This is a genomic window from Geodermatophilus sabuli, from assembly GCF_900215145.1.
Lineage (GTDB): Bacteria > Actinomycetota > Actinomycetes > Mycobacteriales > Geodermatophilaceae > Geodermatophilus > Geodermatophilus sabuli.
The window spans coordinates 1,085,976-1,106,478 of the sequence record NZ_OBDO01000001.1 but is presented as its reverse complement, the minus strand read 5'-3'; the positions used below and the strand labels follow the sequence as shown (position 1 = coordinate 1,106,478).

Here is a 20,503-nt window from a genome sequence, read left to right as displayed (position 1 = left end):
CCCATCAGCAGCCACGAGAGGAGCACCACGATGTCGTCCTCCCCGGCGTCCACGCTCGACGTCGAACAGCACCCCCACCGGCCACCGATCCTGCGGGTCGAGGCCACCGGCGACGCCCTGTCCTGGGCGGCCGAGCACCGGGAGGCCCTGCGGTCAGCGGTCGTCGAGCACGGTTCGGTGCTGGTCCGCGGGCTCGGGCTGCGCGACGCGGCCGAGGTGGCGGCCGTCTTCGGGCGGCTGTCCGACGGCCTGATGCCCGAGCGGGAGGCCTTCGCCGAGCGGCAGGTCCACTCCGACGGGGTGTACTCCTCGACCAAGTGGCCGGCGAACCAGCCCATGTGCATGCACCACGAGCTGAGCTACCGGCTCGAGGTCCCCGGCCTGATGCTCTTCGCCTGCCTCACCGCGCCCACGGCCGGCGGCGCGACCGCGGTGGCCGACGCGACGGCCGTGCTCGACGCGCTGCCCGCCGGCCTGGTCGCCCGGTTCGAGCGGGAGGGCTGGCTGCTCGCCCGCAGCTACAACGACGAGATCGGGGCCACCGTCGCCGAGTCCTTCGGCACCGACGACCGCGACGCCGTCGAGAGCTACTGCCGGGCCAACGCCATCGAGTTCGAGTGGCAGCCCGACGGTGGGCTGCGCACCCGGCAGCGTCGCCACGCCGTCGTGCGGCACCCGGTCACGGGCCGGCGGTGCTGGTTCAACCAGGTCGCGTTCCTCAACGAGTGGACGATGGCGCCCGAGGTGCACGAGTTCCTGGTGGACGTCTACGGCGAGGACGGGCTGCCGTTCAACTCCCGCTTCGGCAACGGCGACCCGATCGGCGAGGACGTCGTGCACCTGCTCAACGAGGTCTACGAGGCCTGCACCGCGCGGGAGCCGTGGCAGGCCGGCGACCTGATGCTCGTCGACAACATCCGCACCGCCCACAGCAGGGAGGCCTACGAGGGCCCCCGTGAGGTGCTCGTGGGAATGGCCGACCCGGTGCGTCTGACCGACCCGGCCCGGGAGGGGACCGCCTGATGACCGACGTCCGTGCCACCGCGGCGCAGTCCCCGCCGCGCACCGTGCCACCGTTCGCGGTGATCCCCGGCGCCCGGGTGCAGTCCGCGCTCCAGGGCCGGGAGAAGCAGATCGTGGAACTCGTCGAGGCCACCTACCGGCTGCACGGCGCCGGGGACTCGGTGAACCCGCCGTCCTACTTCCTCCGCTTCCCCGACCGTCCCACCGCCCGGATCATCGCGCTGCCCGCCTCCATCGGCGGGCAGGTGCGGGTGGACGGACTCAAGTGGATCTCCAGCTTCCCCGACAACGTCGCGTCCGGCGTCCCCCGGGCCTCGGCCGTGCTGATCCTCAACGACCACGACACCGGCTACCCGTTCGCCTGCCTGGAGGCCTCGGTCATCAGCGCGACCCGGACGGCCGCGTCGGCCGCGGCGGCGGCGGACTGGCTCACCCGCGGCCGGCCGCGCCCGGCCCGCGTCGGCTTCTTCGGGGCGGGCCTGATCGCCCGCTACATCCACACGTTCCTGTCGGGGACGGGCTGGTCGTTCGACGAGACGGGCGTCTTCGACCTGTCCGCCGACAGCCGCACCGGCTTCCGCGGCTACCTGGAGCGGTCCGGCGGCGCCGGCAAGGTCACCCTGTACGACGACCCCGAACAGCTGATCCGCGCCAGTGACCTGGTCGTCTTCGCCACCGTCGCCGGACAGCCGCACGTCACCGACCCGTCCTGGTTCGACCACCACCCGGTGGTGCTGCACGTGTCGCTGCGCGACCTCGCGCCGGAGGTCCTGCTGGACGCGGTCAACGTCGTCGACGACGTCGAGCACTGCCTGAAGGCCGACACCTCGCCGCACCTGGTCGAGCAGCTCACGGGCAACCGGGACTTCCTGAGCGGCACGCTGGACGACGTCATGTCCGGGCGGGTCCCCGTGCCGGCGGACCGCACGGTCGTCTTCTCCCCCTTCGGTCTCGGGGTCCTCGATCTCGCGGTCGGCAAGTTGGTCTACGACGAGGTCGCCCGCGCCGGGGACCTGCACGTCGTCGACGACTTCTTCTCGGAGCTCCGCCGGTACGGATGACATCGGCCCCGGAGCGGGGACCTGACCGGCCCGGTCGAGGGGTCCGTCAGTGACCGCCGGTGCCCGCACGCCCCCTCCCGGGGCGTGCGGCGCCCGGGACGGGGTCCTCGACAGCTCCGACGACGGCCCGCCAGTGGAGGAGGACCAGAGATGACGGGCATGGACGCGCGGCACCTCGCCGAGCTCACCGCCGGTTGCCCGGGGGGCCGCATCCCCCCGCTGGTCCCCGGTGTCGGCCAGGTGTGGTGGGCGCGGCTGGACGACGCCCGGCCGTCGCACGACGCCCTGCTGAGCCCGGCGGACCTCGAGCGGCGAGCACGGTTCACCCAGCCGGTCGACCGGCAGCGGTGCACAGTGGCCGCGGCCGTCGTCCGGGTCGTCCTCGGCGCGCACACGGGGCGGCACCCGGCCTCGCTGGAGATCGACCGCAGCTGCCCGCGCTGCGGTGGGCAGGACGGCAAACCCCGCCTCTTGGCGGCGCCGGACCTGCACTTCTCCGTCTCCCACTCCGGCCGCTGGGTGACCGTCGCGGTGGTCCAGGAGCGCGCCGTCGGCGTCGACGTCGAGCAGCTCGGCCGGGTGGACGCCGCCGAGCTGGCCTGGGTCGCCGACTGGATCCTCGCCCCGGAGGAGCGGGCCGAACTGGCGTGGCTGCCGGCCGCGCGCCGCGCCGACGCGTTCACCACCTACTGGACCCGCAAGGAGGCCGTGGTCAAGGCCACCGGGGCGGGCATCGGGGTCCCCCTGCACCGGCTCGTCGTCTCACCGCCGTCGTCGCCGGCCCGCGTGCTGCGGTGGGACGGCGTCCGCGAGCAGCTGACGCTGCACGAGCTGCGCCCACCCCGGGGGTTCGCCGGTGCGCTGGCCGTCGTGGGCGACGCGCCGATCGAGCTCCACGAGTGGGACGCCGGCCCGGTCCTCCAGGAGCTCTAGACCAGGCGGCGGCTGCCCGGGGCGACCACCCGCAGCCAGCGGTACCCGTAGCCGTCGAGGGCGAGCTCGACCCCGCCGTCGTCGTCGATCGGCTCCGCACCGGCCTCCAGCAGGTCGACCAGCCGGTGCTCGGGCCCGCAGTCGGCGAGGGTCAGCGGCACCTTGCGGGGTTCCGGGCCGAGATTGTGGACGGCGACCAGCGTCCCGTCGTCCCAGCTGCACAGATGGGCCAGCACCTCCGGGTGCGGCTGCTCCAGCACCGCGTAGGAGCCCCAGCCGAGCTCCGGGGACTCCCGGTAGCGGCGGATGAGCAGCTTCATGAACGACAGCAGCGAGTCGGGGTCGTGCCGCTGGTCGGCGACGTTGACGAACTCGGGGGCGAACCCGCCGTCCACCACGGGGCCGGGTAGCTGGTCGGGGTCGGCGGTGGAGAACCCACCGTTGGGGCCGGAGGTCCACTGCATCGGCGTCCGGACGGCGAGGCGGCCCTCGGCGTCGAGGTCCTCCCCCATCCCGATCTCCTCGCCGTAGAACAGCACCGGGGTGCCCGGCAGGGAGAACAGCAGGCTGTAGACCATGCGGACCCGTCGCGGGTCGCCGTCCAGCATCGGTGGCAGCCGGCGGCGCAGGCCGCGGCCGTAGACCTGCATGCGCTCCTCGGGACCGAAGGCGGCGAAGACCTCCTGGCGCTCGTCGTCGGAGAGCTTGTCGAGGGTGAGCTCGTCGTGGTTGCGGACGAAGGTGGCCCACTGGCTGTCGGGGTTCACGGCCGGGCGCTCGGTGAGGGCCCGGCGGAGCGGGGCGGCGTCCTCGCGGGCCAGCGACAGGTACATCGCCTGCATGCCGACGAAGTCGAAGAGCATGGTCAGCTCGTCGCCGTCCGCGCCGCCGAAGAACTCGACCTGCTGCTCGTGCGGGAGGTTCACCTCCCCCAGCAGGATCCCGTCGCCGGTGCGGCGGCCGAGGAACGAGCGCAGGTCGCGCAGGTACTCGTGCGGGTCGGGCAGCTCCCCGGCGTCGTCCGGCTCCACCTCGAGGAAGAACGGGACGGCGTCGACGCGGAAGCCGGACAGGCCCAGCTGCAGCCAGAAGCCCATGATCTTGGCGACCTCGTCCCGCACCCGCGGGTCGGCCACGTTGAGGTCGGGCTGCTCCTTGTAGAAGCGGTGCTGGTACCACTCCCCGGTCGGCTTGTTGAACGTCCAGAGACTGTTCTCCTGGTCGGGGAACACCACCTGCTCGGAGGTGTCCGGTGGCTCGTCGTCGCGCCAGACGTAGAAGCCGTGGAAGGGGTCGTCCCTGCTCTGCCGGGCGCGCTGGAACCACGGGTGCTGGACGGACGTGTGGTTGACGACGAGGTCGACGATCACCCGCAGGCCGCGGTCGTTCGCCGTCCGGACGACCTCGACCAGGTCACCGTGGGTGCCCAGGCGCGGGTCCACGCCGTAGAAGTCGGTGATGTCGTAGCCGTCGTCGCGCTCGGCGGTCGGGTAGAAGGGCATCAGCCACAGGCAGGTGACGCCGAGGTCGGCGAGGTGGTCGATCCGCTGCGCGAGTCCGGCGAAGTCGCCGCACCCGTCGCCGTTCCAGTCCAGGTAGGTCTCGACGTCGAGGCAGTAGACGACCGCGGTCTTCCACCAGAGGTCGCTCGTGTCGGTGATGCGCATGGCGGCGTCCTCTCCTCGGGGGCGTGCCCGTCGTCCCTACCGCACTTCGGTGCCCGGGGCGACCCGCGCGCTCGGTTCGCCGGCTCGTCGAACAGCTGGAAGAGCAGGTGGTCCTGCCAGCGCCCGGCGATGCGCAGGTGGGAGCGGTTCAGGCGATGCCGGCCGGGTGCGGCTCCTGCTCCGGGCGGCGCGGGCCGGCCGGGCCCTGCGGGTCGATCGCGACGGCGGGCCCGGGCGCCGTGACGTCGAGCCGCGGCAGCACCTTCTCCCCGAAGGCGTCGAGGAAGGCGATCTGGTCGCCGCCGACCTGGTGCAGGTAGACGTCGTCGAAGCCGAGCTCGACGTACTCGGCGATCCAGGCGGCGTGCTGGCCGAGGTCGGCGGAGACCCGGACGGCGTCGGTGACCCCCTCCGGCGTCACGTGGGCACTGGCCTGCTCGAAGGCCGCAGGGCTGTCGAGGTCCCAGCACAGCGGCGGGGGGAAGACGTTGCTGCGCCACTGGTCGTGCGCCAGCGCGAGGGCCCGGTCGGGATCGGAGTCCCAGGAGACGTGCACCTGCAGGATCAGCTTGCCCTGGCCGCCGGCGTCCCGGTACGCGGCGATCATGTCGCGCAGCTTGTCGTGCGGCTGGTTGATGGTGACCAGGCCGTCGGCCCAGTCGGCGCCGCGGCGGGCGGTCTCGACGCTGACCGCGGGGGCGATGAGGGCCGGCTGCTGGTCCGGGAGGGTGTAGACGCGGGCGCGGTCGACGGTGACCAGCCCCTCGTGGCTGACCTCCTCACCGGCCAGCAGGGCGCGGATGACGTCGACGCACTCGCGCAGCCGGGCGTCGCGCAGCTCCTTGCGCGGCCACTTGTCGCCGGTGACGTGCTCGTTCATCGCCTCGCCGCTGCCCAGCGCAACCCAGAACCGGCCGGGGAACATCGCGCCGAGGGTGGCGACCGCCTGGGCGACGATCACCGGGTGGTAGCGCTGACCCGGGGCGTTCACGGCGCCGAAGGGCAGCCCCGTGGTGGCCATGGCCGCGCCCAGCCACGACCAGGCGAACCCGGAGTGCCCCTGCCGCGGGTTCCACGGGGTCAGGTGGTCGGAGCACATCGCGGCGGTGAAGCCCACCTGTTCAGCGTGCTGGACGGCCTCCAGCAGCGCCGCGGGGTGGACCTGCTCGTGCGAGTTGTGGAAGCCGATCACCGTCATGCGCCCTCCCCTACCCCGCCCGACCCGGCATCGGAACCCCGGTCGTGTGCCGCGGTGTGCTCCGGGCCTGTCCCGGGCGGCCGCCCGCGCACGCACGACTCCCGTTCAGGCGCCGACCTGGGACGAGCGAGGGCCGTGCCGACATCGATCCCTACTCCCGGCAGCCGGAGTCCTCCGGCCGAGGTCAGAAAGGTGGTGGGTCGTCGTCCGGGTCCGGTGGCGGTGGTGGTGGTCCGGTGAGCACGCGGGGTCCGGTGAGTCGCAGGCCCGGTGGTCGGAGGCCGGGCGGTCGGCTGGTGCGGGTGACGCCGCTGGGTGTGGTGACGGTCAGGGTGCCGTCGGGGGTCAGGGTGTGCCGCCAGCGGGGGGCGAAGGTCTTCAACCGGTGGTGACGCCGGCACAGGCAGCACAGGTTCTCGCACGCCGTCGCCCCGCCGCAGGAGCGGGCGACGGCGTGGTCCAGATCGGACCAGCCGGCCCTGGTGGCGCAGCCGGGGTGCCGGCAGGTGCGGTCCCGGGCCTGCACCCACCGGCGCTGGGCGGCGGTGGGGCTGTAGGCGCCGGTCGCCGGCGGGCGGTCCAGCACCGCGCACCGGCAACCGGTGTGCCCGTGGGTGGGGCAGCCGCGGCGCACCAGGCGCTGCAGCTCACGGCGGGTGGTGGTGGCCAGCAGCGCCCCGTCGGGATCGGTGATCGCCAGGGTGAGGCTGCCGCCGGGCGGGGCCTGCAGCCCGCCCGGGCACAAGGCGTCCAGCTGGGTGAGCAGCTCGCGCAGATGCGCGGCGGTGATCGGGGTGCCGTCGACCGCCCCGGTCGGTTCGGCCACCGCCTGCGGCCGGGCGAACACCGAAGGCAGGCCGGCGCCCTGGTCCAGGAAGCGGTCCGGGGTGAGCGCGTTCAGGGGGGCGGTGACGGTCAGGTGCGCGGTCACCGACTCCCGCTCGGTGTCCCAGGGGTCGAGGAGGAGGTCGCCCAGCGCGCCGACCCGCAGCATCCCCAGCGGCCGCTCATCCCCGGCGCTCCTGGCGGCGCGGGCGGCGGCGTCGACGACGTGCCGGCACGCGGCGGCCAGCTCGGCCGGCATCGTGGCCACCAGCTCACTCATGCCGTCCCCGACCGGGCGCAGCCGCACGTCCGCACCGCGCTGGGCATCCCGGCGGCGGCGTTCGGAGGCCGCGGCATCGCGGGCGGCCAGCTCCCGGCGCACCGCCTCCCGCACCCCCCGCACGGACAATCCTGAAGCGTGCGGCAGGACCGCGTCCTCCACTGCGCCGATGACCGCCGGATCCGTGCCGCGGGCGGGCTGGCCCAGTTCGGCGGTGATCGCCCGCGCCCGCGGCCAGTCCAACCGCCCCTCCGCGAGTGCGGCGAACGTCGCCGGCAGCGACTCGATCAGCGTGGTCGAGCGCTCGGTGACCGTCGTCGCCTCGGTTCGGGAACAGTTCAGCACCAGCGCCAGCTCATCGGCGAAGAACTCGCTCACCGCGCCCGCCGGCTCGTCGGCATCGGCGGCGGCGCCGGGCCGCGCGGGGCGGCGGTCCCACGTGTCCGGGCGCAGCGCGGCGAACTCGGTCACCACCTGCGCCCGCAGTCCGGCCAGCATCGCCTCCGCAGCGGTGATCTGCCCCAGCACCGCCACCACATCCGCCTCGGTACGCCGCGGCGGCAACATCTCGACCAGCGTCGCCGCCACCGGCCACGGCTCAGGATCGGCCAGCTCCCATGCCGTGGGCGGCGCGACATCGACGGGGAGCACCGACACCCCGACCGCGAACCGCCCCACCACCGACATGCCCCCAACCTAGGCCGGAGGTACGACACTTCCGGGCTGCTGACCAGCACCGACGCGGCGAGGACCACGACACGAGACGCCCGTCGTCCCGGACGAGAGGCCCCGCCGGGTCTCCCCACCCGGCCACCACGTTGATCATGGGGTCGATGCCGGCGACACGGCAGGACACGCCGCCACCAGCCGCTCCAAGCCCATGATCAACAGCGCCAGCCCACAGCCGCCCACAGCACGAGGGTCGGCGGTGCTCAGGCGGGGGCGCTGGTCCCCGGCTCGTCGGCGGTCGGCGTCGTCGCTCCGCCCAGCAGCAGCGGCTCGGCGTCGGTGCGCTCCAGCGGCGTGGCGAACAGGTAGCCCTGCGCCAGGCCGACCTGCCCGTCGCGCAGGTGCGTCCGCTGCTGCTCCTGCTCGATCCCCTCGGCGACGATCTCCAGGTCCAGCGTGTGGCCCAGGCTGATCAGTCCGCGCAGGATCGCCGGCATCGCCTCGGCGTCGTCGATCGTGCTGACGAACGACCGGTCGATCTTGAGGATGTCGACGGCACGCGGCTGCCGCCGACCGCCAGGTGCGCGGCGACGAACTCGGCGGCGAGCACCAGCCCGAGCAGCACGTCCCGGGCCCAGTCGGCGAGCGGTGCTGCCGTGCGGTCGTCCACGGTGGGGCCTTCCCCTCGGGGCTGCGTCACCTGACCACATCGGCCGCGCGGCGCCGTCCCCGGAGACGGCGCCGCGCGAGTCCACCCGCAGGCGTGAGCCGGTCAGCCCGCCCGCAGCGCGGCGATCCACCACTCGACCGCCGGCACCGACGGCTCGAACGGCGGCCACCCGTTGAGGACGCCGAGCAGCTGCCAGTAGCGCTCGACCCGGGCGTCGGTGAACGTGGCCAGCCGGTCGGCCAGCTCCGACCGCCGTCCGGACCCGACCTCACCCAGCCACTCCGCCACCAGCGCCTCGGCCGCCGGCGTCCCCGCGGTGACCCCGTCGGCGAGCGCCCGCCGGCCGAGGGTGACCATCCGCCCGGCGTCGGCGCCCAGCGTGTCCGGCTCCTCCGGGGTCGCCCCGGCACCGGCCACGGCCATCTCCCGCACGCGGTCGGCGAAGGACGGGTCGGCCACCAGGTGGGCCAGCTCCAGCCAGGCGCCGACCTGCTCCGTCGTCGGCTCCTCCGGCAGCTCGGCGGGCAGCGACCGCATGCCGGCGGCGATGCCCGCGCCCGGGGCGTCGTCGGGCAGGCCGGCGAACGCCCGCGCCACGAACTCGTCGATCATCTGCTGCCGCTCGCGGGCGGACAGCGCTGCCAGGTCGTGCACGATCCTCATCTCCTCCGTCGTCGTCCCGGCCGTGGCCACGAAGCGCAGCAGGGTGCGGCGCAGGCGCAGCAGCCGGATCTCGGCGTCCAGGGCGCGCACGTGCTCGGCGGCGACCTCGGCCACCGTGCGCCGCCGCGCCAGCAACTCGCGGATCGCGGGCAGGCCCAGCCCGAGCTCGCGCAAGGTGCGCACCAGGTCCAGCCGGGCCACCGCCGCGGCGTCGTAGAGCCGGTACCCGCCCGCCGACCGGGCCGGCGGGTCGACCAGCCCCTCGTCGGACCAGAACCGCACCGTCCGGACCGGCACCCCCAGCCGGCCCGCCAGCTGCCCGATCGTCAGCGCCCCGTCGTCCACGACCCGACCCTGCACCCTCCAGCGGCTGGAGGGTCAAGAGCGAGACCGGCACCACTCCCGCCTTGCACTGCGCACGGGGCGGTCACTGGGGAGTATCGAGGGGTGACGCGCACCCCGACCACCGACGAGTGGGGCATCGACGCCAGCTGGCTCGACGCCTCCGACGAGGAACACCCCGTCGCCGAGACGACCATCGAGCGGTTGCGGGAGGTGATCGGCACGCCCCCGGCCGACCTCGAGGACCGCGCTCCGATCGTGGCCCGGCCCGGGGACGCGCTGGAGGTCGACGAGGCCGAGGTGACCTGCGAGGACGGCTCGGTCCGGCACGTGGACGGCGAGCTGACCGAGGACTTCCCGCTCGGCTACCACTGGCTGCAGGCCCCTGGCGGCCCCCGCCGGCGCCTGGTCGTCTCGCCCGGGCGCTGCTGGCTGCCCGAGGAGCGCACCTGGGGCTGGGCGGTCCAGCTCTACGCCACCCGCAGCCGCGGGAGCTGGGGCATCGGCGACCTCGCCGACCTGCGCGCCGTCCGGGAGATGGCTGCGGGACAGGGGGCGGGCTTCGTGCTCATCAACCCGCTGCACGCCGTCGCGCCGACGCCGGGCCAGGAGGCCAGTCCCTACCTGCCGGCCACCCGGCGCTTCCGCAACCCGGTCTACCTGCGTGTCGCGGAGGTGCGCGGCGCGGGCACCGTCGACCTCGAGGAGGACGCCGGCCGCGCGCTCAACGAGGGCGGCCTGATCGACCGCGACGCGATCTGGGCCCGCAAGCGGGCGGTGCTGCGCCGGGTGTTCGACGCCACCGGCCGCGACGACCCCGCGTTCCCCGACTGGTGGTGGCACCAGGGCCAGCCGCTGCAGGACTGGGCCACCTGGTGCGCCCTCGCCGACGAGCACGGCCCCGACTGGCACGCCTGGCCCGAGGAGCTGCGGGACCCGCGCAGCGGCGCCGTCGGCTCCTTCGTGGCGGAGCACGAGCGCGACATCGCCTTCCACGCCTGGCTGCAGTGGGCGCTGCACCTGCAACTGTCGGCCGCGACCGAGGGCATGACCGTCATCCAGGACCTCCCGATCGGCGTCGCCGGTGGCGGCGCCGACGCCTGGACCTGGCAGGACGTGCTGGCCTCCGGCGCGAGCGTCGGGGCACCCCCGGACGCCTTCAACTCCCAGGGCCAGGACTGGGGCTCGCCCCCGCTCATCCCGTGGCGGCTGCGGGCGGTGGACTACGAGCCGTTCATCCAGTCGATCCGCGCCACGATAGCCGGCGCCGGCGGCCTGCGCATCGACCACGTCATGGGCCTGTTCCGGCTGTGGTGGGTGCCCGGCGACGCCGGCCCCGCCGACGGCGCGTACGTGCGCTACCCCGCCGAGGACCTGCTCGACATCGTCGCCCTGGAGAGCCACCGCGCCCAGGCCGTCGTCGTCGGCGAGGACCTCGGCACCGTGGAGGACGGCGTCCGCGAGGCGCTGGCCGAGCACGGGATCCTCAGCTACCGGCTGCTGTGGTTCGAGGAGGACGAGCCCGCCACGTGGCCGGCCGAGGCGATGGCGGCGATCACCACCCACGACCTGCCGACCGTCGCCGGGCTGTGGAGCGGCGCGGACCTCGAGGAGCAGCGGGAGCACGGCACCGGCACCGACGAGGAGCTCGAGCGCGGCCGCGCCGCCCTGCTGGAGCGGCTGCCCGGCGTCCGGAGGAACGCCCGGCCCGAGACGGCGGTCGAGCGGGCCCACCAGCTGCTGGCGCAGGCGCCGTCGCTGCTGCTGTCGGCGACCCTGGACGACGCCGTGGCCGAGCAGCGCCGACCCAACATGCCAGGAACCACCGACCGGCCCAACTGGTCGCTGCCGCTGCCGGTGACCGTGGAGGACCTGCCGGCGCACCCGCTGGTCACGGCCGTGGCCGAGACCCTGGCGACGGCGGTCACGCCGGGCGGCTGACCGGTGCGTCGATCGAACACGCGTTCGATCGGCGTGCCAGACTCACTCCATGGCCGGCGGCATGCACCCAGGACGCTCGGGCCGCCGCTCGCTCGGGGAGCGGGCAGCGGAGTCGGGGGTGGGTGCCGCCGCCCCGGCGGCGCCCGGACCGCCCCGCCCGGCGGCCGCCCCCGCCGGTCGCCGGGCCGACGGCCGGGGCCGGCACTGCTGGGTGCACGACCCACCGGGAGCGCCGGGCGTGTGGCCGGGGCTGCTGGTCGAGTGGCAGCAGGGTGACGGCGGGTGGCTCGGCCGCGTCACCTACGCGCTGGCCGGCCCGCACGGGCCGGTGCTGGTCGAGGCCTGGGTGCCGGCGGCGCTGCTCGAGCAGCGCTGATCACGGTTGGCGCGGCGGCGGGCTGGCTATGGGTTCCGGGACGGACATCCCCGACGAAGCGGAGCACCCCGATGAGCGAGCCCGACCGCCCCACCCTCGACGACGTCATCGAGCCGACCGAGTCCGCCCCGCGCGACCGCGCCCAGCACGGTGGCGGCTACGACCGCCCCAACGACGACGCCCTCCAGCACCGCACCGAGCAGGAGCGGCAGCTGGTCGACTCCGACGACGCCGACCCCGCCGGCGCCGAGCAGCACTCCGCGACGGACTGATCTGTGCACCCTGCGGTCCTCCGGACCGCACCGCGGCCTGGTGCCGTCCCCGGCTGCCGCTGAGCCGCTGCCCGTGTCCCCGGCGGTGAGGCGCCTCGCGCCGGGCGACGTCGCCTGCTGGGTGCTCAAGTCCACGCGCCCGTCGGAGGCCCTCGAGCCGGGGTGGCCGGCCGGTGCGGCACGAGACCTCACCCGCTGCGTGCGCCGCTCCTACCGCCTGGACCTGGTGCGGCCCGGGCAGCCCTGCCTGCTGTGGGTCAGCGGGCGCACCGCTCCGGGCGTGCACGCGGTCGGCGAGGTCACCGGCGAGCCCGAGGACCGCGCCGACGGCCCGGTCGTCGCCGTCCGGCTCACCCGGCTGGCCGAGCCGGTGCCCCGGGCCGAGCTGCTCGCCGATCCCGCCTTCCTCACCGCCGAGGTGCTGCGCATGCCCGCCGGCAGCAACCCCTCCTGGCTGTCGGAGGCGGCGTTCGCCGCCGTCCTCGCCCGGCTGGCGGACCGGGGCTGACCGGCCTGGGACCATGGCCTCCGTGACTCCCACCCGGTACCGCTGGGGCGCGCTCGCCTGGTTGCTGACCCTGCAGTTCTTCGTCGTCGAGACGGTCGTGCAGCTGCAGGCCGGCGGCTACTCCCGCGCCGATGCCCTGATCAGCGAACTCGGCGCCGGGACCTCGCCCGGGCACCTGCTGATGAACGCCTCGTTCGTCGTCCAGGGCCTGCTCATCGCCACCGGGAACCTGCTCCTGCGCCCGGCGCTGGCCGGCACCGCCGGCAGGGTCGCACCGGCGCTGCTCGCCGCGGCGGGCATCGGGGTGCTGGTGGTCGGGGTGTTCCCGATGGACGGGCAGCAGGCCGTGCACGAGGCCGGCGCCGGGCTGTACCTGGTCGGCGGCGGGCTCGGGCTCATCGCACTCGCCTACGCCGTGCGACGGCGCTCCGAGGCGCTGGGCACGGCACTGGCGCTGCTGGGTCTCGTCGGCACGGCGATGACCGTCTTCTTCGTCGCGGGCATCACCAGCTACCTCGGCGAGGGCGGCACCGAGCGAGCCGCCGCCTACGTCGTGCCGATCGGGCTGGCGATCGCCGGCGCCGGCCTCTGGCGGCTGCGCGACCGGCCCATCTCCGGCGACCGGCCCACCCGCCGCGAGCTGCGGGAGCAGGCGCGGACCGCACGGGCCGAGCAGGCCCGCGAGCGGGACGCCGCGCTCGAGGCCGCGGCGCGGGCCGACCGCCCCCGGTCCGCGGCCGGCCCCGCCGGCCCGACACCCGCCCGGCCCGCCGAGCCCGCCGACGACGACTTCGACCCCGACGACCCCTGGGCCAGCACCGACCGCCGCGGGTGAACCGGGCCGGTCAGCCCGCCGTCGAGTAGCGCAGCACCTCGGCGACCGGACGCCGGCCCGAGTGCGGCGCACCCTCCGTCGACGGGTAGCCCATGCGCAGCAGCATCTGCGGGTGGCCCACCAGCGACAGCCGGGTCCGCATCCGGGCGCGGGTGGCCGGCCAGTCCAGGGCCTGGGTGAGCGGCGAGGCGGCCAGCCCGTGGGTGGTCGCCTCCAGCAGCAGCCGGCCCAGCGCCCGGCCGGCGAGCAGCCACGCCGTCCGGTCGTCGTTGTCCGTGCCGAGCAGGACGACCGTGGGCCGCTCGACCGCAGGCGGCGGTGCGGTGGCGTCGCCCTCGGGCAGGAACGCGGAGTGTCCGCCCCGGCTGCCGACGACGAAGTCGCGGATCAGCCAGTTCGACGGCCGGGTGGCGGGGTCCTCGCTCGGGACCGCCTCGACCGGGACGCCGTCCACCGCCGCCGGGTCGGTGCGCAGCCAGCGCTGCAGCTCGGCCACGTACCCGGGGTCGCTGCGCTCGATCTCCTCGGCCCGGGAGATGAGGAAGACGGTCGCGACCTCCTCCTCCGACTCGTTGATCGGCTTGAGCCACACCCCCAGCCGGCCGGCGTCGGCCTGCACCCGGTCGACGAGCTCGTCCGGCACGGCGCGGGGCTGGAAGGGCGCCCGCTCGGTGTGCCGTCGGCCGATCGCCTCGGCCAGGGCACGGTCCTCCGCCGTCACCTCGCGCGCGGGCCCGGCGTGCACGGTCGCCAGGTGGTCGGGGTCGGCGGGGTCGGGCAGCAGGTCAACGGTCGGCTCGACACCGGAGGCCCGCAGCGCCACCGCGGCGAACTCGGCCGCGACCCCACAGCTGATCACCTGCTGCCGGCCGGTCGGGTCGAGGACCGGCAACGCGCGCTCGCGGTCCAGGTGCAGCTCCAGCCGATCGGGCGTCGCGGTGAACCACCAGGGCTGCGTGTTGTGGATCGACGGCGCCCGGATGGCGGCACGCACCACCGCGGCCCAGTCCTGCTCGTCCATCTGCGCTCCTCCGGCCGGGTCCGGCACCCCGCGGCGGGGCCCGCGTCCTGCCTACCCCATGGGCCGCTCCCGCTGCACGTGGCGTGCACGACCCCCGCGTCGCCCCCGAAGATGGGGCCATGACGGATGCGTCCCTCGAGGAGATCCCGACCGACGAGTGCTACCGGCTGCTGGCCACGCAGGAGATCGGCCGGCTGGGCGTGAACGCCGAGCACCACCCGTTGATCTTCCCGGTGAACTTCGCCCTCGACGGGACGACGATCGTCATCCGCACCCGCGCCGGCACCAAGCTCGCCGCCGCCGAACACGCCAACGTCACCTTCGAGGTGGACGAGATCGACCGGCGGACCCGCAGTGGCTGGAGCGTGCTGGTCCGCGGCCAGGCCGAGGAGGTCGGCGGCGAGCACCGCGCCGACCTGGTCGCCCGCACCCACGCCACCGGCGTCGAGCCCTGGGCGCCCGGCGACGCCGGCCACTGGCTGCGGCTGATCCCGCACGACGTCACCGGGCGGCGCATCGTCCCCGGGGAGCTGCCCCCGGCCGTGGACCCCCGGGCCTACCTGTGACACCTCGGCCCACGATCGGCACCGCGTCGGGGAGAATGCGGCCATGAGCGCCCCTGACTCCGCCGGACGGCCCCTGCGCGTGATCGTCGGCTACGACGGCTCGCCGAGCGCGGTGAACGCGATCGAGGCGGCGGCCACCCTCGTGCCGTCGGCCACCGCGTCGGTCCTGCACCTGTGGGAGCCGCCCTTCACCTCACCGGAGCTGCGGCAGCGGCTGGCCGGCCGCGCCTCCGGGCTGCAGCAGCTCGGCGAGCTGCTGGAGACCGAGGGCCGGGCCGAGGCCGAGCGCCTGGCCGGCAACGGTGTCAAGCTGGCCCGCGCGGCCGGCTGGGAGGCCGAGCCCATGGTCAAGCGCGCCTTCGGTGGCGACGGCTACCAGTTCGCCCGGACGGCGGAGGAGATGGACGCCGACCTCGTCGTCGTCGGCACCCGCGGCCTCGGCGGCGTGCGGGCCGCGCTGGGCAGCGTGTCGGAGCTCGTGGTCCACGTCAGCCCCGTCCCCGTCCTGGTGGTGCCCTACCCGCTGACCACCTCCGAGTGGGCCGCGGCCACCTCGGGGCCGGTCCTGGTCGGCACCGACGGCTCGGCCGGCGCGGCCCGGGCGATCGACTCCGCCGCCGCGCTCTTCCCGAGCCGCCGGCAGCTGCTGGTCGCCGTCGCCGAGCCGGGTCCCGGCCCCGGCCCGACCGCCCCGGACGGCGCCGAGCTGCTCACCGTGCCCTGCTCGGGCCGCCCCGGCAGCGCCCGGGCCACCGCCTCGACGCTGGCCGAGACCGCCGCGAACCGCGGCGCCGCGGTCGTCGTCGTCGGCAGCCGCGGCCGGTCGGCCAGCCGCGAGCTCCTCGTGGGCAGCGTCCCGCGGGCCCTCCTGCACTGCGCCCACCGCCCGGTGCTCGTCGTCCCCCGCTCCCCCGTCGGCACCGCCTGACCGCTCGGACTCCCGGCGCGCCCGGCCACCACCGGGCGCGCCGGTCACTCACGCCCCCTTGCCCGCCCCGTATTGGGGGTCGTAGGACCCCCTCGCCACGGCTTCGTGTCGACACCCCCTGACGACGACCGTCTCGGTACGGCTCCGATCGCCCGATCGGGGGAACGCTCGACAGCGGAGAAGCCATGAGTGCACGAGACAGGACCACCCGGGGTGGTCGCCGTCGCGGGGGTGGGGCTGTGGCCCCCTCCGCGTCACGATCGCCGGTCGTCACCACCGGCCGGAGGCGGGCCCTCGGCCTGTTCTCCGCCGCCACGGTCGCGGTCGGGTCGGTCGTCCTGACCAGTGGGGTCGCGCAGGCGGCGCTGCCGCAACTGCCCAACAACATCGTCGTCTTCCCCAACCGGGACTTCATGACGGTCGAGGGTTTCGAGGGCCTGCCCGCCGGCAGCACCGCGACGGTCAAGGTGTTCCGCGGGACGACGGTGGTCGGCCAGACCACGGCCCCCGTCGCCTACCCCGAGGACGGCGTCGCCTTCGAGATCAACCACCCGGGTGGGGCCTGCTGGGGCGAGGGCGCCCCGGCCGGGCTCGACGTGACGCCCGACATCACCGGCGGCGACCGGGTCGAGCTGACCATCAACGGCCAGGTCTTCGACATGCCGGTGGCCGACATCGAGGTGGCGACCGAGACGCGTGACGGGGCCACCGTGACCGTGGTCAGCAACGTCCCGGCCGCCATCCCGATGGACCGGCTCGAGGCGCGGATCATCCAGCCCGACCTCAAGGACACCGCGGTCGGCCGCCGCGACGCCCGCGCCGTCGCGGACGGCACCGGCGACGACGGCTACACGTCCACGCTGGTCCGCTCCGTCACCGATCCGGACCAGGTCGTCGCCACCTACACGTTCCTGGACGAGGCCACCGCCCGGACCGCCCTGGCCGGCACCTCCCGGATCATGTCCTGGGCGGCCGCCGACGGTGACGAGCGCTCCGGGATCACGATCGCCGAGCACGAGGAGGTCGGCGGCCCCGGCCTGGGTGGCTGCCCTGCCGGGCCCGGCGACGCCGCCCAGCCCGGCCCGGGCCAGGCCGGTGTCGTCCGAGCCGCGAGCGGCCAGTCCATGACGGTCAACTGGGCCGCCGCGCCCGACGTGGCCGGCAGCGCGACCCCGGTCAACGGCTACCAGGTGACGCTGACCGACACGAGCGGCAACATCATCGGCAAGAAGGTGGGCGTCGACGTCCTCCGCGCCGACTTCACCGGCCTCACCGCGACCATGGAGTACCTCGTGGAGGTCCGGGCCGCCTCGGGTACCGGGGCGGACACGGTGCTGAGCAAGCCGTTCGCGGCGCCGTCCGGCGCGCCGGACCAGAACCCGGAGACCGGGGACGTCACGAACCCGACCGTGACCCTGGCGCGGAACGCGGAGACCGGTGCGATCACGGTCACCGCGGACGAGACCGTGGACGTCTACTACACCCTGGACGGCAGCGACGTCGTCGACATCGACATGCCGGCGGTCAACGCGATCCACCTCGCCGCGGGCCAGACCATCCCGGTCACCGTGTCCGGCACCCTGGTGAGGGTCGCGGCCTTCGACGCCGCCGGCAACATCGGCACCGCCGAGGGCACGTTCGAGCCCGGCTCCTCCGGCCCGGCCCCGACGCTCCCCGGCGCGCCGGGCAACGTCCGGACCACCGCCGGCCAGGGCAGCCTGACGGTGGAGTGGGACGCCCCCGCGCCGACCGACGCCCCCGCCATCAGCCGGTACGAGGTCACCGCGACCCCGGCCACCGGGACGGCGGTGTCGGCAGTGGTCGTCGCCCCGGCCACGTCGGCCACGCTGACCGGCCTGACCGCCGGGACGGCGTACACCGTCTCGGTCGTGGCCGTGAACGGCCAGGGCAGCAGCCCGGCCGGCACCACCACGGGGACGCCGAACGCCGTGACGAACGACCAGATCACGATCACCGGCGGGCGCTACCGCGCCGGTGACCGGCTCGAGGTCACGGGCACCGGCACCCTCGGTGGGGCCGTGATCTCGATCCGGACCGGCAGCGAGACCGGCCCCGTCATCGGGACCGCGATCGTGGCGAACCCGGCCGTCGGGGCCACCACCGGCCAGTGGAACCACGCGGTCCGCAACGCCGTCCCCACCGTCCCGGGTTCCCAGGTCTGGGCGACCTCGGACAAGGGGGGCAAGGCCGGGCCGTTCGTCCTCCGCCGGTGACGCCGGAGCCCCGGGTCCGGCTGCACACCGGCTGAGCCCGCCGCACCACCACAACCGAACAGGGCGGGGGCCCGTCACCGGACAGGTGGCGGGCCCCCGGCCGGTTCCGCGACCCGCGACGCGGCGCCGACGACGGGGAGGACAGCGGGTCACCGGAACCCTGCTCCCTCGCATTGGGGGGTGCCACTCCCCCCTGCCGCGTCTGCCTGCTCCGTTCCCGCTCCGTGAGAGTCGACGCACAGGGTCGTCACCACCCACGGTGACGACGCCGCCGTTCGACAACGGAGAGTCGCATGACACGAGAACGACCGATCACCGGTCGTCGCGGGGGCGGGGCCACGAGGGGCACCAACGTCGCGACGCGGAGCCGGAGTGCACGCCGCGCCCTCGGCAGGCGCGGCGTCGTCGCGGTGACCGCCCTGGGCATCGTGGCGACCGGCGCCACCATGGCCGGCGCGGACATCGTCACGCCGAACCCGAGGACGCTGCAGGCGGTGGGCCCGACCAGCGGGGTGCACGGCTTCCCCGTCTGGTACGAGGACCACGAGGGCACGCGCCTGGAGCTGTGCCTCGACGTGGCCGACCCCTACTGCGACCCGGCCTTCCTCACCGCGGAGGGGCTCGACCCCGACCAGCCGCTGCGCATCGGGGCGGACGCGGCCGACAGCAACTTCCCGACCGAGTCGTTCTACCACCAGGGGAACAACAGCTTCGAGCTGCCCAACGGCGCCTCGGTCGACTTCGTCGCGGCCCTGGAGGCGACGTTCGCCAACGAGGCGGTGCAGGACGGCGACCAGGTCGTCTTCGGCCGGCTCCGCATCCGGATCGAGGACGGCGTGCCGGGCGCCACCTACACGGTGACCCACCCGTACGGCGTCGACACGGTGACGGCCGACGACCGCGGCCGCGCCCGCTTCGTCGAGGACATCACGCCGGCGCCGGACAACTTCGGGCTGGCGCTGGGGTCCCGCATCGCCCCGTTCCTGCACGACGCCGCCGGCTTCCACGAGGTCAACGGCGTCCAGTACGTCGGCAACCCGGCCGTGGAGACCCAGGTCACCGGGTCGCCGCACGGCACCAACCACGTGGAGGTGTCCGGTCCCGGCCTGACCACCCCGTTCCGCGACGACACCTTCGCCCTGCTGGGCAAGGTGGCGGTCAACCAGGGCATCGAGCCGCTCGGCGTCTACGCGGTCGACAACGCCTCCGGCCAGGACTACCTCGACGTCCACGCCAAGGCGGGCAGGACCTCGACCGTCGAGGTGGCCGGCGACGGCGTGGACGCCACCACCCTGACCGGTGACGGGGCGGGCAACTTCTTCGCGCGCATCCCCGTCGACGCCTTCCCCGACAGCGTCACGGTGACCAACGCCAGTGACGTGCCGGCGGAGGACAAGGACGTCCCGGTGACCGACCGGATCCAGGTCACCAGCGCCGTGTTCGACGACGGGACGCTCACCGTCGAGGCGACGTCCAGCGACAGCGACGCCGAGCTCTCCGTGGAGGGCTTCGGTGCGATGAGCAACGGCGCCCTCACCGCCGCCGGCCTCCGCATGCCGCCGCACTCGGTCACCGTCGTGTCGTCCGAGGACGGCTCGACCACGGCCCCGGTCATGGTCACCGGCTCCGACGCCGGAGAGGCCGTCCCGCAGGCGGGCAACATCGCCGGGCTCCCGGCGACCGCGGCGATGAACCAGACGATCACCCTGGACGCCTCCTCCTCGACCAACGTGACGTCGTTCGCGTGGTCGGCCTCGGCCGGCACCATCGTGGCCGACGCCACCAACCCGGCGCTGGCCACGTTCACCACCCCCGGCACGCCGGGGACGGTGACGATCACCCTCACCACGCAGGGCCCGGAGGGTGAGCAGGTCTTCACCCGCACGGTCGAGGTCCAGGGGGAGTCGGTCCCGACCACGGTCGCGGTGACGGCGGACAACCCGACGCCGCAGGTCGGCGACGCCGTGGTGCTGACCGCGACCGGGGAGAACGCGGCGTCCTACACCTGGGAGCAGACCTCCACCCCGGCGGTCCAGGTGTCGGGCACCACGGGGGCCACGGTGTCGTTCACCGCTCCGGCCCACCCGGTCACCTTCCAGGTCACCGCGGCCGGCCCCGGCACCCCGGCCACCGCGTCGATCACGGTGACGCCCACCGTGGACACCACCGCGATCACCGCCGGTGAGCTGCGGACCGGTACGCGGGAGTGGCGGGTCTCCGGCACCTCGACGGTGACCACCGCCAACACGGTGACGGTCTACCTGGCCACCACCACCGGGACGAAGGGCGCGATGGTCGGTACGGCCACGGTCGACGCCACGGGTGCCTGGACCCTCCGCATCGCCAACGGCGTCAGCCCCACCACCGGGTTCACGCGGCTGGTCGCGGAGACCACGAGGGGCGGCGTGTCCGCGCCCTTCGCCTTCACCTCCCGGAGGTGACCAGCAGCGGCCGGCACCGGGACCTCCGGCCCGGTGCCGGCCGCCCCTGA

Annotated in this window: 19 protein-coding genes; 12 read left to right on the top strand and 7 right to left on the bottom strand. The window is 74.9% G+C overall.

Features of this window, described 5'->3' with window-relative positions; genetic code table 11:
• Positions 1-30: 30 nt before the first annotated feature.
• The 3 genes from CRP39_RS05240 to CRP39_RS05230 all read left to right on the top strand — a co-directional run bounded on the left by CRP39_RS05240 (position 31) and on the right by CRP39_RS05230 (position 3,017).
• Positions 31-1,023, top strand: coding sequence for a TauD/TfdA family dioxygenase (locus CRP39_RS05240; protein WP_097205193.1), 993 nt, complete (start codon positions 31-33; stop codon positions 1,021-1,023).
• Positions 1,023-2,084, top strand: a complete 1,062-nt coding sequence (sbnB, locus tag CRP39_RS05235; RefSeq protein WP_097204906.1) for a 2,3-diaminopropionate biosynthesis protein SbnB — start codon at positions 1,023-1,025, stop codon at positions 2,082-2,084. Before CRP39_RS05240 ends, sbnB begins: the two co-directional genes overlap by 1 nt.
• Positions 2,085-2,234: 150 nt before the next feature.
• Positions 2,235-3,017, top strand: a complete 783-nt coding sequence (locus tag CRP39_RS05230; RefSeq protein WP_097204904.1) for a 4'-phosphopantetheinyl transferase family protein — start codon at positions 2,235-2,237, stop codon at positions 3,015-3,017.
• On the opposite strand, the gene CRP39_RS05225 is transcribed toward CRP39_RS05230, so the two are convergent.
• The 6 genes from CRP39_RS05225 to CRP39_RS05205 form a co-directional block, all read right to left on the bottom strand.
• On the bottom strand, positions 3,014-4,684 hold the full coding sequence (locus CRP39_RS05225) for an alpha-amylase family protein (RefSeq protein ID WP_097204902.1): 1,671 nt from the start codon (positions 4,682-4,684) through the stop codon (positions 3,014-3,016). The two genes, CRP39_RS05230 and CRP39_RS05225, sit on opposite strands and share 4 nt — an antisense overlap.
• 148 nt (positions 4,685-4,832) lie before the next feature.
• Entirely contained in the window at positions 4,833-5,882 is a 1,050-nt protein-coding gene (locus CRP39_RS05220) for a TIGR03885 family FMN-dependent LLM class oxidoreductase (RefSeq protein WP_097204901.1), read from the bottom strand.
• Positions 5,883-6,066: 184 nt separating this feature from the next.
• Positions 6,067-7,674, bottom strand: a complete 1,608-nt coding sequence (locus tag CRP39_RS05215; protein WP_097204899.1) for an HNH endonuclease signature motif containing protein — start codon at positions 7,672-7,674, stop codon at positions 6,067-6,069.
• A 245-nt stretch (positions 7,675-7,919) separates the two neighbouring features.
• On the bottom strand, positions 7,920-8,153 hold the full coding sequence (locus CRP39_RS27395; protein WP_245853583.1) for an EAL domain-containing protein: 234 nt from the start codon (positions 8,151-8,153) through the stop codon (positions 7,920-7,922).
• Positions 8,129-8,326, bottom strand: a complete 198-nt coding sequence (locus CRP39_RS27390; RefSeq protein WP_245853581.1) for a hypothetical protein — start codon at positions 8,324-8,326, stop codon at positions 8,129-8,131. The genes CRP39_RS27395 and CRP39_RS27390 overlap by 25 nt, the downstream gene beginning before the upstream one ends.
• 102 nt (positions 8,327-8,428) lie before the next feature.
• Positions 8,429-9,334 (bottom strand): MerR family transcriptional regulator, encoded by a 906-nt coding sequence (locus tag CRP39_RS05205; RefSeq protein ID WP_097204896.1) that lies wholly within the window; start codon positions 9,332-9,334, stop codon positions 8,429-8,431.
• Between the two features lie 102 nt (positions 9,335-9,436).
• Here CRP39_RS05205 and malQ point away from each other — a divergent pair, with 102 nt between their 5' ends.
• The 5 genes from malQ to CRP39_RS05180 all read left to right on the top strand — a co-directional run bounded on the left by malQ (position 9,437) and on the right by CRP39_RS05180 (position 13,263).
• Positions 9,437-11,272: a 4-alpha-glucanotransferase gene (gene malQ / locus CRP39_RS05200; RefSeq protein ID WP_097204894.1), complete on the top strand. Its 1,836-nt coding sequence runs from the start codon at positions 9,437-9,439 to the stop codon at positions 11,270-11,272.
• Positions 11,273-11,321: 49 nt separating this feature from the next.
• The gene (locus CRP39_RS05195) at positions 11,322-11,648 is read left to right on the top strand and encodes a hypothetical protein (protein WP_245853580.1); all 327 of its coding nucleotides are present in this window, start codon (positions 11,322-11,324) and stop codon (positions 11,646-11,648) included.
• A gap of 71 nt (positions 11,649-11,719) precedes the next feature.
• On the top strand, positions 11,720-11,920 hold the full coding sequence (locus tag CRP39_RS05190) for a hypothetical protein (protein WP_097204893.1): 201 nt from the start codon (positions 11,720-11,722) through the stop codon (positions 11,918-11,920).
• 85 nt (positions 11,921-12,005) lie between these two features.
• On the top strand, positions 12,006-12,428 hold the full coding sequence (locus tag CRP39_RS05185; RefSeq protein ID WP_097205189.1) for a hypothetical protein: 423 nt from the start codon (positions 12,006-12,008) through the stop codon (positions 12,426-12,428).
• A gap of 13 nt (positions 12,429-12,441) precedes the next feature.
• Entirely contained in the window at positions 12,442-13,263 is an 822-nt protein-coding gene (locus tag CRP39_RS05180; RefSeq protein ID WP_097204891.1) for a DUF998 domain-containing protein, read from the top strand.
• Positions 13,264-13,273: 10 nt separating this feature from the next.
• Here the strand turns inward: CRP39_RS05180 and CRP39_RS05175 are convergent, their stop codons facing one another.
• On the bottom strand, positions 13,274-14,284 hold the full coding sequence (locus CRP39_RS05175; RefSeq protein WP_097204890.1) for an Acg family FMN-binding oxidoreductase: 1,011 nt from the start codon (positions 14,282-14,284) through the stop codon (positions 13,274-13,276).
• Positions 14,285-14,403: 119 nt separating this feature from the next.
• Between CRP39_RS05175 and CRP39_RS05170 the strand changes: the two genes are divergently transcribed.
• From CRP39_RS05170 to CRP39_RS05155, 4 genes are all read left to right on the top strand, one after another.
• On the top strand, positions 14,404-14,850 hold the full coding sequence (locus CRP39_RS05170; protein ID WP_097204888.1) for a pyridoxamine 5'-phosphate oxidase family protein: 447 nt from the start codon (positions 14,404-14,406) through the stop codon (positions 14,848-14,850).
• Between the two features lie 43 nt (positions 14,851-14,893).
• Positions 14,894-15,778 carry a universal stress protein gene (locus tag CRP39_RS05165; protein ID WP_097204886.1) on the top strand — a complete coding sequence of 295 codons (885 nt, stop codon included), beginning with the start codon at positions 14,894-14,896 and terminating at the stop codon, positions 15,776-15,778.
• A gap of 239 nt (positions 15,779-16,017) precedes the next feature.
• Complete coding sequence (locus CRP39_RS05160) at positions 16,018-18,012, top strand: fibronectin type III domain-containing protein (RefSeq protein WP_101811046.1); 1,995 nt, start codon at positions 16,018-16,020, stop codon at positions 18,010-18,012.
• Positions 18,013-18,305: 293 nt separating this feature from the next.
• Positions 18,306-20,453, top strand: coding sequence for a hypothetical protein (locus CRP39_RS05155; RefSeq protein ID WP_143426564.1), 2,148 nt, complete (start codon positions 18,306-18,308; stop codon positions 20,451-20,453).
• Positions 20,454-20,503: the final 50 nt, after the last annotated feature.